The organism is Paenarthrobacter sp. 2TAF44, assembly GCF_052114885.1.
Taxonomy (GTDB): domain Bacteria; phylum Actinomycetota; class Actinomycetes; order Actinomycetales; family Micrococcaceae; genus Arthrobacter.
In genome coordinates this window covers 1-14,618 of the sequence record NZ_JBFRFP010000039.1, presented here as the reverse complement: position 1 = coordinate 14,618, position 14,618 = coordinate 1, and the positions used below count along the sequence as shown (strand labels likewise).

Here is a 14,618-nt window from a genome sequence, read left to right as displayed (position 1 = left end):
TCTCAGCAACCGATCTCATACAAGGGGGTATTGCGGTTGACTCATGTGCGCACAATCATTCTTGGTGCTTCCCATTGGCACGTTCCGCTTTATGCGCAGGCCATTGGCGACGAGCACAACGTCCTCGGAGTCAGTGACGAGGACGTGTCCATCGTCCAAGGACTTGCCGACGGCTGGGGAGCACCGGTGGAGGCTGACTGGCAGAAGCTAGTGGACCTTCCCGATGTTGGCCTTGCCTATGTCTTTGGCCCCCACGATGGCATGGCGGAGAAGTGTTTTGCCCTGATAGAACGGGGTATTCCGTTCGTGGTGGAAAAGCCGCTGGGAACTTCACTTGCCCAACTTTCTGCCGTACGTAAGGCCGCCGAGGCAGCTGGCGTGCCCGCCACAGTACCCTTGGTCCAGCGGGGCGGCCCGACCGACCGATGGCTGGCTAAAGCTGGACGACCGACGTACCAGCGAACATCTTTCATCGCAGGACCACCATCCCGGTATCTCTCCAACGCAAACCCCTGGATGCTCGACCCCATCAAGGCTGGCGGAGGATGCTTGGCCAACCTCGGTCCACATTTCGTTGATCTGTTCCTTCAGGGCTGCGATGAGTCAGTGGCACATATCCAGTCCCGGCTCTCCTCGGTCCTTCATGACCAGGCTGTTGAGGATCATGCCACTTTGATCATCACCACGCCGGCCGGACGCGAAGCCATTGTTGAGGTGGGCTACGCATTCCCCGGCTCCCCGTTCAAGCGCTACTGCAGCTTCACTTCGGTCGGAGAAGCGGGATTCGCGTCCGTCGATTCAGACGGCACAGCTACCTTCACGGCCCTGGACGGCACCACAGAATCCGACAAGATCGATGTGGACAGCGACCCGCTCTACGACCCCTTCGTGCGGAGTGTCGCACGGACACTGGATGATGGATTCCGGGGCTTGCCCACGCTGGCCCAGCTCGAGAATGTCATGCGGCCCATTTGGCGGGCCTATGACGACCAGCACGGAGGAAATGAACATGCCTGACCTGAGTATCGACGTCGTTGCAAAAGCTGCCGGTGTCCACCGGTCAACAGTCTCCCGGGCGTTCTCACGCCCTGAGGCGGTGAAGAGTGAAACACGCGAGCACATCCTTCGGGTCGCCGAGGCACTCGGCTACACCATGAGTCCGCTGGCGCAAGCGCTCCGTCGAAAGACCAGCACCATCATTCCTCTGATTGTCCCTGACATTACGAACCCGTTCTTCGCAGAACTTGCCAAGACAATGACACAGGCAGCTGACGAGCGCGGCTACCAACTCATGCTCTGCGTCACCAACGGCGACCCGGCCAAGACCGATGGATACTTCACAGCGATGCAGGCGATGTATGCCCCGTTCGGGATTGTGGCGCCCTCCACGAAGGTGGATTCCGAAGCCCTGAAGCGTTTTGCCTTCGGCCATAAGGTGGTGGTGATCGACCGCGTGGAAGGTGACGACTCCGTTCCTACGGTCACCGTCGACAGCCGCAAAGGAATCATGCTGGCGTTGGACCATTTGCATGCCTTGGGGCACACCTCGATCGGCTACGTTTCCGGTATCGCCGGGACACATACGGCCCAAGACCGTATGGACGCCTATCTGGAGCTCACCGCCCAAAGCGGCAGCGCGCCCGTGGTGCTGGACAGCGGGTCAGACCTGGATGCGGGAACGCGCGGGGCAGAGCACTTCCTGCAGATGGACAATCCGCCGACGGCTATCATCGCGGCCAACGACATGGTGGCCTTTGCAGTGATCTCGGAACTCGGTCGGAGCGGCCTGCGGGTACCGGACGACGTGTCGGTCATCGGGTTCGATGGGCTCGCTCTCGGTGCGCGCTTCAACCCTCCCCTGACAACAGTGCGGCAGCCCATCGCCGACATGGGACATATCGCGATCGAATTGGCAGAAAAGCAGAATGTTGACGGCTCCGTGGACCACATCGTCCTCGAACCTGAGCTTCTGGTGCGCGGTTCCACCTCGGGACCTCGAAAATGAGTGCGGCAGGGGAGTCGACGCTCCGGCGTTTGCCGGGACTCCAACACACTGACCACGTCGGACTGACGGTTCCAAACCTTGACGAGGGCGTTCGGTTCTTCGTCGAAGTGCTCGGAGCTGAAGAGCTATACCGCTCCGAACGCGGGCCCGACGAAGACTTTATGCCCACAAACTTCGAAGTCCCGGCAGATGCCAAGCTCACACTCGCCATGCTGAGACTGCCTCCGAACCTCAACATCGAGCTTTTCGAGTGGAGCAGCGCTGAGCGGCGCGAGACGCCACCGCGTCATTGCGACGCCGGTGGCCACCACCTGTGCTTCGTCGTGGACGACGTCGATGAAGCCATCGAAGTGCTGCAGGAGACACCAGGGGTTCGCGTGCTCGGGGAACGCAAGGAAGTCGCAGGTGACAGCCCTCGTGTAGCCGGCAACCGCTGGACCTACTTCGTTACCCCTTGGGGACTGCTGATGGAGATCGTGGATCGGTCCCGCGTCGCAGCCCCGCCCCGGCTGGTCGGTCCCGCGGACTGGGCAGCAACAAGAAAGACGTCAGAAAGGACATGAAACCATGCGGCTAGCTGGTCACACACTAGGCACCCCGGACCACACGGTTCCCCAAGCAATTAATCTCTTCCGATCGGTGGGGCTCGACGCCGCCGAAGTCATCTACCAGGATGACTACAAGTCCGGGTTGCCTTTAAGGGACCATCGCGCCGCGATGGAGGCACTGAAAGCGGCCGAAGGCGCAGGTGTACCCATTGTGGGTCTCACGCCATACACCACCGCCATTAATGCCCTGGACGACGTGGAATGGCGCAAAGCAGTCGACGAATTCCGCGGCGCCATAGAGACCGCGCACCTGCTCGGCGCCGACCGGGTCCGTGTTTATGCAGGTTCCTGGCACCCCGGTGACAACGATCATGCGGCACGGTGGGCGAAACTGCGTCAAGCCTTGGAAACCCTCGCGCCTGAAGCAGACCAGGCGGGGGTTCGCCTTTGCGTTGAAAACCACTTCGGCACTATGACCCAGACCGCTGCGGACACCGCTGCATTGGTCCGGGAAATCGCCCATCCTGCCGTCCGCGTTCTCTATGACCAGGCCAACCTGACATTCACGCACGACGAAAACTACGAAGAAGCCTTCGCAATCCAAGGCGACCTGATAAGTCACGTCCACGTAAAGGACCTCGTCTTCACCGATCCCAACGCCACCTTCCGGGCCACTGAAACAGCCCGAGTCAACGCTTCCGAGCGGGCGGTCCGCTCCCGCGTCGTGGGAAGCGGCGTAGTTCCGTGGTCCCAGATCCTCGCCACGTTGCTGCAGCACGGCTACGACGACGTGCTGAGCATCGAGCTTGAATACCGGTGGCACCCCCAAGACCTCCCTGCGCCCGAGGATGGCTTCCGCCAATCCGCCGCAGTCCTGCGCTCAATGCTCTCTGATCTCGCTGAAGTAAGGAACGCCCGATGAACACCAATCGTCTCCGCGTCGGAGTTGTCGGCGCGGGCAACATCGCCACCATCGCCCAATTACCCACCCTCGTACAACGCGACGACGTCGAATTGGCCGCCCTCGTCTCCCGGCGTGAAGATCCCAGCGCTCTGGTGCGGCGCTGGGGCTTCAACTCCGCCTACAAGACCGTGGAGGAGATGTTGGCCGCACAGGAACTGGATGCTGTCTTTGCACTGACACCACGCGCCGAGCACGCCCATGCCGTCCAACTTTGCCTAAATCGTGACGTCGACGTTTTCTGTGAAAAGCCGTTAGCCCCGGCAACCGATGAAGCAGAACGCCTTGCAGATCTCGCCGACGAACGCGGTCGGGTGCTCATGGTCGACTTCAACCGCCGCTATGCGCCCGTCTATACAGCCGGCAGGGAAATTTTCGGAACCAACGGCGCCACCTTCTGCGTCGCCCAGAAAAACCGCCCCGGATCTGAATACCGCGCGACATTCGAGAACGCCATCCACATGGTCGATCTCCTCCGCTGGTACTGCGGCGGCGAGCCTGAACACGTCACCGCCCACGCCGCCGGTGACGACCCTTGGGAAGAAGACGGCCTCGCAGCAACCATTCGCTTCAGCACGGGGAACACAGGCGTCTTGATGGCGGCCCGTACAGCAGGAGCTTGGAACGAAAAACTGGACGCCTACGGTGACGGAAAGACCGTCGAAGTCAGGGCACCCGAAACGGTTTCCACCACGATCAACGGCGTCACCACATCACGGGAACTCAGCGCCGAGGCATATGGCTGGGCTACTGCGACAGACACCCTCGGATTCTCGGCTGCCGTTCACCACTTCCTGGACCGGGTCGCCGACAGGGGACAACCGCTGACTTCAGGCCGCGAAGCCGTTCACACGCAACGCCTGCTGGACCGGATTCTCGCTTCCGCCGGCTTGCCCACAGAAGAACAAGCCGGCCGCGAATGGGCCAGCCACGCAGTCAGCGGAAGCTGAAGCACCAGGCGAGCCCGCCCAGCCTCACGTCAGGTCCACTAGGGCGGTTCACCGTTCTTATCGGTATTCTGCTGGTCGCCTTCAGTGCCAGGCAAGCGGTTTCGGCGGCATCCCCACTCCTTGACTCAATTGGTAAGGACCTTCCACTCGATGCCGTGTCAACAGGGACGCTGGGGATGCTGCCGACGGCCGGCTTCGCCTTAGTAGGCTTTCTGGCTCTCCCGCTCGTGCGTCGCATCCAGCTCGAGCATCTGCTATTAGTTGCACTCCTGCTGACAACGTTGGGTCAGGTCGGACGCGCACTGGGTTGGACCACCCTGGTCTTTTTGGCTTTCACCTGGATCGCCATGCTGGGCATCGGGATGGTCAATATCGTGGTTCCGCCGCTTCTGATGAAGTACTTTCCCAAGAGAATCGGGCTTCTTTCAGCCCTTCACGTGACTCTCCTGGGCGTCAGCACGGCCATTGCCGCCCAATGTGCCACACCCTTTGCCAATCTTTATGGCTGGCGGTTGTCAGTCGGCATTTGGGCGGGCTTCAGCGCAGTCGCAGCCCTGCCCTGGCTGATGGTTCTTGCCGGGAAGTGGAAAGGTGAGCGCAGCGCGAAGCCAATAAGTCGTGACCCTCCAGCGCCACCTGATAGGGCGATAAAGCCCTGGCGATCCTCGGTCGGCTGGGGTATGGCGCTAATTTTCGCCGGCTGCTCAAGCAATACCTTTGCAGCCCTGATGTGGCTTCCGGCTGTTTTTGTCGACCGGGGGATGAGCGGGGAAACGGCTGGCTCTATGCTTGCGCTCTATTCAATTATCGGCCTGCCTGTGGGTCTGATCGCGCCTCTGGTGGTAGCGCGAATGCCGCGCCCTATGCCCATTGCGGTCCTGTTCGTTGTCGCGTTCGCCATCGGCTACGCAGGCATCGTCTTTGCTCCACCAGCTTCTGGAGTGGTGTGGGTGGTCGTTGCTGGGTTGGGCCAGGGTGCCTATTCCTTTGCGTTCACGATGATCAACAAACGCAGCAGAACGGAAGCTGGCTCGGGGGCACTATCGGGGTTCGCCCAGGGAGTCGGTTACGCCCTCGCCGGCATCGGCCCACTGCTTTTTGGTCTCCTGCACCAACCAGGCGATAACTGGTTACCCTCTTTCAGTATGCTCGGAGCCTGGCTTTTGGTGCTGACCGCGGGAGCCATAATGATCAACAAACCACGCTGTCTTGACGATGTACGCCAAACCGGCACACCAGAGCATCAAGCGCCTCGCCTCCGGATCAAATAAATCCTTGACAGACCCCTTCGGCCATCTTATGTTTATTGCAACCGATCTCAGCAACCGATCTCATTCGGACTGACGCTAAATGCAACCGATCTCAAAGGAGAGACGCAATGATGAGAAGCTCAGGCACTTTGACCGCCGTTGCCCTTGCCGCAGCACTACTGACAGGCTGCTCGAGCACCTCGGGCGACGCAGGCAACGACAAAGAAGATGGTCCAGTGGTATTGACGTACTGGGACTTTATGGACCCGAGCCAGAACAATCCGCGGGCCGCGGCGCTGAAGCAAAACATCGAGAACTTCGAGAAAGAAAATCCCAACATCGATGTCCAGTTGTCCACGGTTTCCTTCGGAGACATGATCAGTAGGCTCCCGCAGGCGGCAGCAGCGGGCCAGACACCTGACGTGGTCAAAATGTTCGCCCCGGTAGTCCCACAGATTGCTGCCGCCCAGGTCTATCAACCGCTCCCGGACGAAGCTAAGCAGGTCACAGACTGGCTGCGCCCTGCAGACAAGCTGGCGGACAAGGACGGGAAGCAGGTAGCGGTGCCGTACGACTACCGGACCTGCACGCTGTACTACAACGACAAGACCCTCAAGCAGATCGGAGCGGCTGTCCCCACCACCTGGGACCAGGTGGCGGATGTCGCCGGAAAAGCAGCAGCCGCTGGCTACACAGGGTTCGGCACGGGCTTCTCCGGTGTCGATAACTCCGCGATCATCTCGACATTTTTTGATTGCTTCATGAGTGAGGTGGGACAGGACATCTCGGATAAGGACGGCAAAGCCGCTTTTAACACCGAAAAAGGTAGAGAATTCGCCGACTTCCTTGTCAAGCTCAAGAAAGCCGGAGGCATGTCAAACAGCGTTGTCGGCGACCAGTACTCCACCGTCACCGATGGCCTGCAGAACGGCACAGTTGCTATGGCGGTCCTTGGAACAGAACGCCTTCTGACACTGCAGAAGGCCAACCCAGACATCAAGTCCGCCACTCTTCCCAAGGCTTCGAATGGTTCGGACACGGGATCGACCTTCGGCTGGACCCTTGGCTTAGGTGCGGGAAGCAAGCATGCCAAGGCGGCTTGGAAGTTCATTGAATACATGACCGGACCGAAGGCTGGTGCGTTGATGGCAACCGGAGGTGACGTACCCACTCGTTCGGCGACCTTCAAGGAGCCATACTTCAGCACGCCCGAAGCGAAGACGGTATTGGATGTGAGCAAGTTCGTTGAAGAACACAGCGAGCCCCACACCTACCCGGACAACTGGATCGCCATTGCAAGTGGCCTCGCCGGAGCCGGCCAGGAGTTGTACCTCAACAACCGGTCAGCGGACGAATTCATGAAGATTGCCCAGGACGCGGCCAACAAGTGAGCCTCGATCCCGACAGGAACATCGACGTAACTGCGCTGGTCCCAGGAAAGCGAAACCCATGTCAGTGACACAAGCACCCCGCACGGCGCGGAGCATCACGCCCCCTGCCAGATTGGCCCGGAAAGACCGCGCTGTATGGCTCTATGTCGTCCCGGTCGTAGCGGTGTTCCTCTTCGTTTTCGTCGGGCCCCTGATCTACACGGCCTGGACTGCCCTGCACGAAACCACGTACTACCAGATCAAAGAGTTCTCCGGGCTGAATTCATTCACGGAGCTCTTCTCAGACAAGGATCTACCAAAACAAATCGGTACCACTCTTGCCTTCTCACTTGGTGCGTTGGCAATCGCCCTGCCGCTTGGGTTTGCCTCCGCAGCGGTATTGAACAAGATCATCCGCTTCAAGCGGACGGTTCGAAGCCTGTTTCTGCTTCCTTGGCTGATGTCACAAGCCACCGTCGGCACCCTTTGGCTATGGTTCCTTAATCCCAACTATGGTCCGGGCACAGCTATCACCAAGGCTTTGGGCTTCGGCCCCACGGACGTGTTCTCATCGCCCGGTTCTGCCTTGGTGGCTGTAACCCTCATCACCGCATGGTGGTCCTATCCTCAGGCCATGGTTCTGTTCCTGGGTGCCCTGCAGACCGTTCCGAATGAACTTTACGAGAGCCTCCGCGTCGATGGGGGAAACGCCTGGCAGGGATTCGTGAACATCACGCTACCCTTCCTCCGGAACACCATCGTCTCGGTCGTCGTCGTCCTGCTCATGCTCTATGTACAGATGGTGACCATCATCCTGGTCACTACGCGAGGCGGCCCGCTCGGCGGCACGGAAACCCTCTCCATGCGTGTATTCAACAAGACATTCCAAGACTTTGACCTCTCGGGAGCCTCGGCAACTGCCATTCTGCTCTTCGCTATCAACATCGCGCTGACCCTGGTAGCCATTCGCTTCCGACGGAAGGACACCCTGTGACTGCTGTAATCCCGGCCAAACGCCGACGTCCTGGGCAGATTCTGCGGCGGGTACCCATCTGGGTAATTGTTGCTGTAACAGCAGCCCTTGTGTTGCCTCCAATCCTTTGGATACTGTCGACCTCCTTGAAGACTGAAGCCAATACCGTGGCTTTCCCACCGGTGTGGATTCCGGCCCCATTCTCCTTCGACAGCTACGCCGGCCTGTTTACCTCCGCTAATGTTCGCTTCTTTGCGAACTCAATCATCTACGCCATTGGATCGATTGTTCTCGCCTTGGCAGTGTGTGTACCTGCAGCGTACGTCGCCACCCGTTTCCGCGGCCGTCGTATGGAAAGCCTCATGACGGGCATTCTGGTGCTGTCCATGGTCCCGGGTGTTGTTGTCTTCATCGCGCTCTATTCCATGTTTGTCAAAACGTCCCTCATCAACAGCTACCCTCTGCTGATCCTGGTTTACACGGGGATAATCTGCGGACAGACGATCCTGTTTCTTCGCAATTTCATCGAGAACATTCCGGTTGAGATTGAGGAAGCTGCGGCAATTGATGGCTGCAGTCGACTTCAAATACTTATACGGATTGTGCTGCCCCTGATCCGTCCGGGTATAGCGGCCGTTGCTATCTTCATCTTTGTGTTCGTCTGGAATGACTTCCTCGTTGGAACCGTCCTGGCAACCACCGAGGACATGAAGACGGTGCAGAACGGCATCGTCCGGTATATCTCAACCGGGTTCGGCAACTTCTGGGCTTCCTTCGGCGCCTTCGTTATTGTCGCGTTCATTCCCGTCCTGGGCATTTTCGTCGCATTCCAGCGCTGGTTCATCGCGGGCCTGACCTCCGGTGGTGTCAAATCATGAGTGCACAGGCCACTGCTCCTCGTGTAGCCGTCGTCGGAGGGGCCGGCTGGGCAGGATCACGGCACGCGCGCGCATTCGCCGCGGCGGGGGCCGACGTCGCAGTCATTGTAGAGAAGGACGAGCGTGGCATTGCGCTCGCTCAGGAGCTGGGCGCACAGTTGGTGCCCAGTGCCCAGGAACTCGACCCTGAGCACCTGGACCTGGTTGTCGTAGCATTGCCCACTACGGTGCAGCCGCTCATAGTCGCAGATTTGCTGAACAGGGGATTCAGTGTGTTGACGGAAAAGCCGGTAGCTGCAGATGCCGAAGGCGCTGCGGTCATGGCTGCCGCTTCTGGTGTAAATGAGAGGCTTATGGTGGGGTACACGCTTTACCATCATCCCGCCGCCTCAATTGCCTCTCAATGGGTCAGGAACAACGACGTGATCGCTGTTTGTGTTCGTTCGGTCGCCCATAAAAAGGACATCAACTCGTGGCGCGCTGACCCGAAGGAGGGTGGCGTCGCCGTCGTGAATGGCATTCACGCCATCGAACTGGTCTCATCATGGTTTGACGGTGACCCAAAGGTGCTGACTACCAGTACCAGCAGCAGCCTGTATGGGTCCCCGGTGCCAGAGCATGTCATATCCGCCCTCGAATTTCCTGAGGGTGCCGTATTCACGATGCAGAGCTACTGGTCTCCCTGGCAGGAGCCGGAAGGTCTCAACCAGGGCGATTGGAGCCTCACCATCGATGTCCTGGCAACTACAGGCCGGCTGTTGTGGTCCAACGATTCAGTTCACATCTGGGACCGTGACGGTGGCCATTCCGTGAACACTTTCGAGCCCTCGGATCTCTTCCTTCGCCAGGCAGAGGCGGCGATAAAGTTCTGCGCGGGTGAAAGTCCCGCAGTCGGGTTCGCTCCAGCACTCCACGCTACAGAAATCGCCGATGCCCTCCTCGCAGCGGCAGTTTACGGCGCTGAGGATGTGGTTACCCCGTAGCATCGCGAAAAACTAGACAGTGGCACCGGCCGAACTGAGCAATACCAAGTAAGGATTGAAAATGAGCCTCAAAGACCAAGTGGTTTTGGTAACGGGATCGAGTGGGGGAATCGGCGACGCCGCCGTCAGCGCACTCACAGCGGCAGGCGCCGTCGTCATCGGCGGGGACCGGTCCCCTAAAGAGGGCCAATCGCTAAAGGAGTTCTACCCCCTCGACATCACGTCGGAAGAACAATGCGCGACCCTTGTTAAGGACATCGCAGCCAAATATGGTCGAGTAGATGTCCTCATCCATGCAGCCGGAGTGCTGGGCCCCACCCCCAACATCATGGAAACAACCACAGAAGAATTCGACTCAATTCTGAGGATCAACGCCACGGCGACCTTCACGATGGTGCGGGAGACCGCCAAGTCCATGCTTGAGTCCGGCACGGCCGGCGCCATCGTCGTCCTGTCCTCCGTCGCGGCCAAAGAAGCACGCCTCAATTACTTGCCGTACAACGCGAGCAAGCTCGCCGTTCTGCACATCATGTGGTCATTCGCCGAACTGCTTGGGCCTGACGGCATCTCAGTCAACGCCATCGCCCCAGGCCCGGTGAACACACCCATGCGGGCACAGTTCGACAAGGATTCCGGCTCGGGAGCGGCTGCCAGCAGGGCAAAGAGGGCAGCCCAACTGCCGATGCGCCGGTTTGCCGAACCCGAGGAAGTCGCCCGCGCCATCCTTTTCCTTGCCGATCCGGACAACCGCTACATCACGGGAGTGTCTCTTGATGTGGCAGGGGGAGCACATCTGGGAATCGGAACCTGAATCACCAGGCGCGGGGTTTCACAAACCTTGAGGCCCCGTCAGGGCCGAGCCCCTCCGCAATTAACAGGGAGCGAAGTGAAAGCCGAAATCAGACATCATCACACTGCCCTTCATGTCGCGGACCTGGAGCGTAGCGCACGGTTCTATGCCGACGGGCTAGGACTGGTCCGTTCGGAGGCTTGGACGTCAGGGTCCTACATAGGCGAACTCTTCGGCCGTCCGGGCGTAAAGGTCAGAGCGCTACTCCTCACGACGCCTGACGGAACCTTTCAGTTGGAACTCGTCCAGGTCGAGGATCCTCCAACCGCCATCAACCCCACTGAGGCGCAGCCGGGAACGGCGCACCTTGCCTTCACGGGTGTTGACGTCCGGAAGGTGTTCGCTGAGATGACGGCGCTCGGATATGGTGCGTTGTCCGAACCGGTTGAGCCTGATTCCGGCCCAAATGCAGGGGGTCTGCTGATCTACTTGCTCGACCCGGATGGTAACCGGGTGGAGCTCATTCAGGCACCGGACTGGCGGGATCGCGGCACATCCTGACAAACAACACGCGCACTAAATCCGGAGCCTCTTAGGAGGTCGACCGAGAAGGGCCATAAATGAAACGGGCCCTGAGCCTCATCGATAACGACGCTGGCCGTCGACGCGGTGAATGGCGACCTCGCCGCGTGCTCAAGACAACCCGACAGCGCCTGACTTGGCGGTATCGTCCCTGCCTAGTGCTGGTAGATGTCCCGCCGGTGGCCCAGGGCGACAACCAGGACGATCAGCTGCCCGTCCCGGATCTCGTAGATGATCCGGTAATCGCCGGTGCGCACGCGCCAGTCGCCGCTGCTTCCGGCGAGCTTCTTCGCCCCCGGCGGGCGCGGGGTTTCGGCGAGGAGTTCGATGGCGGCCTGGATCCGCCGGCGTGCATCGGGTGGGAGTTTGCGCAACTGCCGCAGCGCGGCTGGCGCGACCTGCACGGCATAGCTCACGCCAGGCCCAGTTCCGCCTTGACTTCCTCCCAAGGCACCGGGCCTTCGCCGGTGTCGGCCATTTCGGCCCGCGCCGCGTTCGCCGCCCGGAGGTCTTCCAGGTCTTCGGCGGCTTCAATCAGCGTGGCGAGGTCTTCGGCGTCGATTAGCGCCGCGACGCGGCGGCCACGGCGCAGCAGATACACCGGTTCATGGCTCACCCGGGCGGTATCGACTGCCTCCGAGAGTCGGCTCCGTGCGTCCGTCACAGTCATTTCGCTCATGCCCAATCTTAGACTCGCTAGCGCTGAAATGTACATCAGCGCGGAAAGCGCCGAAACCACGATACTGGATGTTCCGTTTTTTCTGCCATGTCGTGGAGGAAATCCAAGTCCTTCGCTGAAGCGGGGGCCGGGACAGTTTCTATGGCAGCGCGCGCGTGTAGGCGGTGTGCACTGGCTTACCCTCGTCGATCCCTAGACCCCGCGCACAGCTTGCCCTATCGTTGGGGCATCAACGGTCATTGGCCGGAGGAGCTCCGCTGCGGAGGTAAATCATGGGTATCATTTCTTCCGGTTTCCGTGGACGACGGTCCGAGAATTCTGCGTTGCCTCCGGGACAGCATGAAACGCAGGACTTTCCCGTTCTGACGGCTGGACCCGCTCCGCTCATTCCCGCCGATGAGTGGGAGTTCTTCATTACGGCGGAGGATGGCCAACGTCTCGCGTGGTCCTGGGATGAGTTCATGGCTTTGCCGCAGGAGGAGATCACCGAAGACATTCACTGCGTGACCAGCTGGTCAAAGCTGGGAACGACGTGGCGCGGAGTTTCAGTGGACACGCTTTTCGAAAACGTGGAGACCACCCGCGACTTCGCCACCGCCCATTCCTTCGACGGCTACACAACCAATGTTCCGCTGTGGGATCTCCTGGGCGGTAAGGCCTGGGTGGCCTGGGAATTTGATCACGAACCTCTTGAACGGGCACACGGCGGTCCGGCGCGGCTTTTGGTGCCGCATTTGTATTTCTGGAAAAGCGCCAAGTGGATTCATGGCTTGGAACTGACTGACGAAGACGTTCCAGGTTTCTGGGAATCGAATGGATATCACCTTCACGGCAATCCGTGGCGCGAGGAGCGGTACTCGTGAGGCCTTTGCCGTGAGTTCTGTATGGCGGGTCGCGGAAGTGGTGGGCGGGGAACTGGAAAACGCCACAGCCCGAACCATTAGGCTGCGCGTGGATGGTTTGATGGGATATCTGGCCGGGCAACACATTGATATCCGCCTCACCGCAGAGGACGGGTATACAGCCATCCGGTCCTACTCCGTGGCATCGGCAAGTACGGATGAGCATCTGGAAATCACCGTTGATGAACTGCCCGACGGCGAAGTGTCACCTTACCTTGTCCGGGACCTGGCCGTGGGGGACCAGTTGGAAATCCGGGGACCGGTGGGCGGCTGGTTTGTCTGGCGGCCAGCCAATGCGAACCCGGTGCAGCTGATCGGGGGAGGGTCAGGTGTGGTGCCGTTGATGTCGATGATCCGTGCCCATCGGGCGTCCAACAGCGGGGCCCCTTTCAGGTTGCTCTATTCCCTCAGATCTCCGGATTCTTCGCTTTATCGGGACGAGCTGCACCGTTTGGATCAGGAATCAGCCAAGCTGATGGTCGATTACATCTACACGCGTTCGACGCCGGACGGCTGGCCGGCAGCGCCAGGTCGCCTTACTTCCGAGGGCCTTTTGGGCAAGATCTTCCCAACAGAGGAGAACCCCGATGTTTTTGTTTGCGGCCAAACCGTCTTTGTGGAGACCGTTTCGGACTGGCTTGTAATGGCCGGTTATCCGCCGGAGTCCATAAAGACCGAGCGGTTTGGCGGGACGGGAGGCATCCGGTGAACAGCACCGACGACTTTGCTGTCCCCGAGTCCGATGACCAGGACATTGCAGCAGCACCCCATGACCCGATTCCGTATGTAGACGGGAACGCCGCAGCCGGCGCCCTATCCGAAGTGTTCCGCATCGACATCATCGCGGCGCTGGGACGCTGCAGACACTGCGGTTCCGTCAGGGCTTTTGGCGAGGCCATGGTCTTCACCGACGCGCCCGGAATTGTGGTCCGGTGCCGCGACTGTCAGGGCGTGCTGCTGCGATTGGTCCAAACACCAACCAAATACTGGCTGGATTTGAGTGGCCTCAGCTACTTGGAGATCGACCGCGAAGAGTAGGCGTCCGTTGCCTTGGCACCGCGAGCGGGGCCGCCTCCCAATCCTGGAAGATGTGAAGTTTACCCATGCGCTGGCCAGGAGTCGGTCACCGGTTCTCCTAAGTCTGAATAGGAGTGAGCTTATTCCTATTTTCTGGCCAAAGTACGAATAACGGCGTCATTGGTGATGGCTTGTGACGATCCAGTGGCGAGCAGCGCGGGTTGCCACCGCAGAGACGCTCCGGCGCTTCTCGTCGTCGTCACGGTGGTGCTTGGTGTATTCGTTCACCGGGAGGCTGCGGGTTCCCACCCGTGAACGCGTCTGTTGAGCAGCAGCACCAGAACCAAGTTCCTGATTCGGCGCGCAGGGCTGCTAATCGTCGCGTGGTTAGGAGTGAAGTAGCCGATTAGCCGACGCCGTTATCGCTTTGAGGAGACCTGGCGACAAAGTGCTCAACCCGGCGGTCCGGGACCAGCCAGATCAGCGCCACAACGGTGAAGATGGCGATCCCGAACAGGGGCTGGACCAGGGTGGCTGCGATGCCGGCCATATAGATCACGGGGGATGCTTTGCCTTTCCAGTCCCGGCCGACAGCCCGGGCAAGGGCCCCGTCCTTGCCTTGGGCGGCGATCAGGCGACGTTCCAGGATGTAGTACGCGATCGCTGCACACAGCAGGTTGATTCCGTATAACAGGACGGGCACCTGTGTGAAGCCGGACTCATCCATCCA

At 59.9% G+C, this 14,618-nt stretch carries 17 protein-coding genes and 1 pseudogene; 15 read left to right on the top strand and 3 right to left on the bottom strand.

What is annotated here, in order from left to right; translation table 11 throughout:
* The first annotated feature begins 45 nt into the window (after positions 1-45).
* The 12 genes from AB4Z15_RS23705 to AB4Z15_RS23650 all read left to right on the top strand — a co-directional run bounded on the left by AB4Z15_RS23705 (position 46) and on the right by AB4Z15_RS23650 (position 11,269).
* A complete protein-coding gene (locus AB4Z15_RS23705; protein WP_442019210.1) occupies positions 46-1,017 on the top strand; it encodes a Gfo/Idh/MocA family protein in 972 nt (323 codons plus the stop codon).
* A complete protein-coding gene (locus tag AB4Z15_RS23700; protein WP_442003637.1) occupies positions 1,010-2,005 on the top strand; it encodes a LacI family DNA-binding transcriptional regulator in 996 nt (331 codons plus the stop codon). The genes AB4Z15_RS23705 and AB4Z15_RS23700 overlap by 8 nt, the downstream gene beginning before the upstream one ends.
* Positions 2,002-2,568, top strand: a complete 567-nt coding sequence (locus tag AB4Z15_RS23695) for a VOC family protein (protein ID WP_442019209.1) — start codon at positions 2,002-2,004, stop codon at positions 2,566-2,568. Before AB4Z15_RS23700 ends, AB4Z15_RS23695 begins: the two co-directional genes overlap by 4 nt.
* Before the next feature lie 4 nt (positions 2,569-2,572).
* Positions 2,573-3,475 (top strand): sugar phosphate isomerase/epimerase family protein, encoded by a 903-nt coding sequence (locus tag AB4Z15_RS23690; protein WP_442019208.1) that lies wholly within the window; start codon positions 2,573-2,575, stop codon positions 3,473-3,475.
* Positions 3,472-4,464 (top strand): Gfo/Idh/MocA family protein, encoded by a 993-nt coding sequence (locus tag AB4Z15_RS23685; protein ID WP_442019207.1) that lies wholly within the window; start codon positions 3,472-3,474, stop codon positions 4,462-4,464. The genes AB4Z15_RS23690 and AB4Z15_RS23685 overlap by 4 nt, the downstream gene beginning before the upstream one ends.
* Positions 4,434-5,735: an MFS transporter gene (locus AB4Z15_RS23680; protein WP_442019206.1), complete on the top strand. Its 1,302-nt coding sequence runs from the start codon at positions 4,434-4,436 to the stop codon at positions 5,733-5,735. Before AB4Z15_RS23685 ends, AB4Z15_RS23680 begins: the two co-directional genes overlap by 31 nt.
* A gap of 107 nt (positions 5,736-5,842) precedes the next feature.
* Complete coding sequence (locus tag AB4Z15_RS23675) at positions 5,843-7,105, top strand: ABC transporter substrate-binding protein (RefSeq protein WP_442019205.1); 1,263 nt, start codon at positions 5,843-5,845, stop codon at positions 7,103-7,105.
* 58 nt (positions 7,106-7,163) lie between these two features.
* Positions 7,164-8,078 carry a carbohydrate ABC transporter permease gene (locus tag AB4Z15_RS23670; protein ID WP_442003642.1) on the top strand — a complete coding sequence of 305 codons (915 nt, stop codon included), beginning with the start codon at positions 7,164-7,166 and terminating at the stop codon, positions 8,076-8,078.
* A gap of 125 nt (positions 8,079-8,203) precedes the next feature.
* The gene (locus tag AB4Z15_RS23665; protein ID WP_442019204.1) at positions 8,204-8,935 is read left to right on the top strand and encodes a carbohydrate ABC transporter permease; all 732 of its coding nucleotides are present in this window, start codon (positions 8,204-8,206) and stop codon (positions 8,933-8,935) included.
* A complete protein-coding gene (locus tag AB4Z15_RS23660) occupies positions 8,932-9,918 on the top strand; it encodes a Gfo/Idh/MocA family protein (RefSeq protein WP_442019203.1) in 987 nt (328 codons plus the stop codon). The genes AB4Z15_RS23665 and AB4Z15_RS23660 overlap by 4 nt, the downstream gene beginning before the upstream one ends.
* Positions 9,919-9,979: 61 nt before the next feature.
* Positions 9,980-10,729, top strand: a complete 750-nt coding sequence (locus tag AB4Z15_RS23655) for an SDR family NAD(P)-dependent oxidoreductase (protein ID WP_442003645.1) — start codon at positions 9,980-9,982, stop codon at positions 10,727-10,729.
* A 75-nt stretch (positions 10,730-10,804) separates the two neighbouring features.
* Positions 10,805-11,269: a VOC family protein gene (locus AB4Z15_RS23650; RefSeq protein WP_442019202.1), complete on the top strand. Its 465-nt coding sequence runs from the start codon at positions 10,805-10,807 to the stop codon at positions 11,267-11,269.
* Between the two features lie 176 nt (positions 11,270-11,445).
* On the opposite strand, the gene AB4Z15_RS23645 is transcribed toward AB4Z15_RS23650, so the two are convergent.
* Together AB4Z15_RS23645 and AB4Z15_RS23640 are read right to left on the bottom strand one after the other, a co-directional pair.
* Positions 11,446-11,706 carry a type II toxin-antitoxin system RelE family toxin gene (locus tag AB4Z15_RS23645; protein WP_442003647.1) on the bottom strand — a complete coding sequence of 87 codons (261 nt, stop codon included), beginning with the start codon at positions 11,704-11,706 and terminating at the stop codon, positions 11,446-11,448.
* Positions 11,703-11,969, bottom strand: coding sequence for a type II toxin-antitoxin system Phd/YefM family antitoxin (locus AB4Z15_RS23640; RefSeq protein WP_442003648.1), 267 nt, complete (start codon positions 11,967-11,969; stop codon positions 11,703-11,705). The genes AB4Z15_RS23645 and AB4Z15_RS23640 overlap by 4 nt, the downstream gene beginning before the upstream one ends.
* 272 nt (positions 11,970-12,241) lie before the next feature.
* Between AB4Z15_RS23640 and AB4Z15_RS23635 the strand changes: the two genes are divergently transcribed.
* From AB4Z15_RS23635 to AB4Z15_RS23625, 3 genes are read left to right on the top strand one after another with little or no spacing between them, the layout of a single operon-like run.
* Positions 12,242-12,832 (top strand): molybdopterin-dependent oxidoreductase, encoded by a 591-nt coding sequence (locus AB4Z15_RS23635; protein ID WP_442019201.1) that lies wholly within the window; start codon positions 12,242-12,244, stop codon positions 12,830-12,832.
* Positions 12,783-13,580: a ferredoxin reductase gene (locus AB4Z15_RS23630; RefSeq protein WP_442002447.1), complete on the top strand. Its 798-nt coding sequence runs from the start codon at positions 12,783-12,785 to the stop codon at positions 13,578-13,580. Before AB4Z15_RS23635 ends, AB4Z15_RS23630 begins: the two co-directional genes overlap by 50 nt.
* Positions 13,577-13,909: a DUF6510 family protein gene (locus AB4Z15_RS23625; protein WP_442002448.1), complete on the top strand. Its 333-nt coding sequence runs from the start codon at positions 13,577-13,579 to the stop codon at positions 13,907-13,909. The genes AB4Z15_RS23630 and AB4Z15_RS23625 overlap by 4 nt, the downstream gene beginning before the upstream one ends.
* Positions 13,910-14,294: 385 nt before the next feature.
* On the opposite strand, the pseudogene AB4Z15_RS23620 reads toward AB4Z15_RS23625, so the two are convergent.
* Positions 14,295-14,618 (bottom strand): annotated as a pseudogene (locus tag AB4Z15_RS23620) (TMEM175 family protein); the annotation flags it as partial.

Excerpts from the sequence above, each read along its gene's own strand:
- AB4Z15_RS23640 (WP_442003648.1), bottom strand. The coding sequence starts at position 11,969 with ATGAGCGAAATGACTGTGACGGACGCACGGAGCCGACTCTCGGAGGCA.
- AB4Z15_RS23685 (WP_442019207.1), top strand. The coding sequence starts at position 3,472 with ATGAACACCAATCGTCTCCGCGTCGGAGTTGTCGGCGCGGGCAACATC.
- AB4Z15_RS23635 (WP_442019201.1), top strand. The coding sequence starts at position 12,242 with ATGGGTATCATTTCTTCCGGTTTCCGTGGACGACGGTCCGAGAATTCT.
- AB4Z15_RS23655 (WP_442003645.1), top strand. The coding sequence starts at position 9,980 with ATGAGCCTCAAAGACCAAGTGGTTTTGGTAACGGGATCGAGTGGGGGA.
- AB4Z15_RS23695 (WP_442019209.1), top strand. The coding sequence starts at position 2,002 with ATGAGTGCGGCAGGGGAGTCGACGCTCCGGCGTTTGCCGGGACTCCAA.
- AB4Z15_RS23670 (WP_442003642.1), top strand. The coding sequence starts at position 7,164 with ATGTCAGTGACACAAGCACCCCGCACGGCGCGGAGCATCACGCCCCCT.
- AB4Z15_RS23630 (WP_442002447.1), top strand. The coding sequence starts at position 12,783 with ATGGATATCACCTTCACGGCAATCCGTGGCGCGAGGAGCGGTACTCGT.
- AB4Z15_RS23690 (WP_442019208.1), top strand. The coding sequence starts at position 2,573 with ATGCGGCTAGCTGGTCACACACTAGGCACCCCGGACCACACGGTTCCC.
- AB4Z15_RS23675 (WP_442019205.1), top strand. The coding sequence starts at position 5,843 with ATGATGAGAAGCTCAGGCACTTTGACCGCCGTTGCCCTTGCCGCAGCA.
- AB4Z15_RS23680 (WP_442019206.1), top strand. The coding sequence starts at position 4,434 with ATGGGCCAGCCACGCAGTCAGCGGAAGCTGAAGCACCAGGCGAGCCCG.
- AB4Z15_RS23660 (WP_442019203.1), top strand. The coding sequence starts at position 8,932 with ATGAGTGCACAGGCCACTGCTCCTCGTGTAGCCGTCGTCGGAGGGGCC.
- AB4Z15_RS23700 (WP_442003637.1), top strand. The coding sequence starts at position 1,010 with ATGCCTGACCTGAGTATCGACGTCGTTGCAAAAGCTGCCGGTGTCCAC.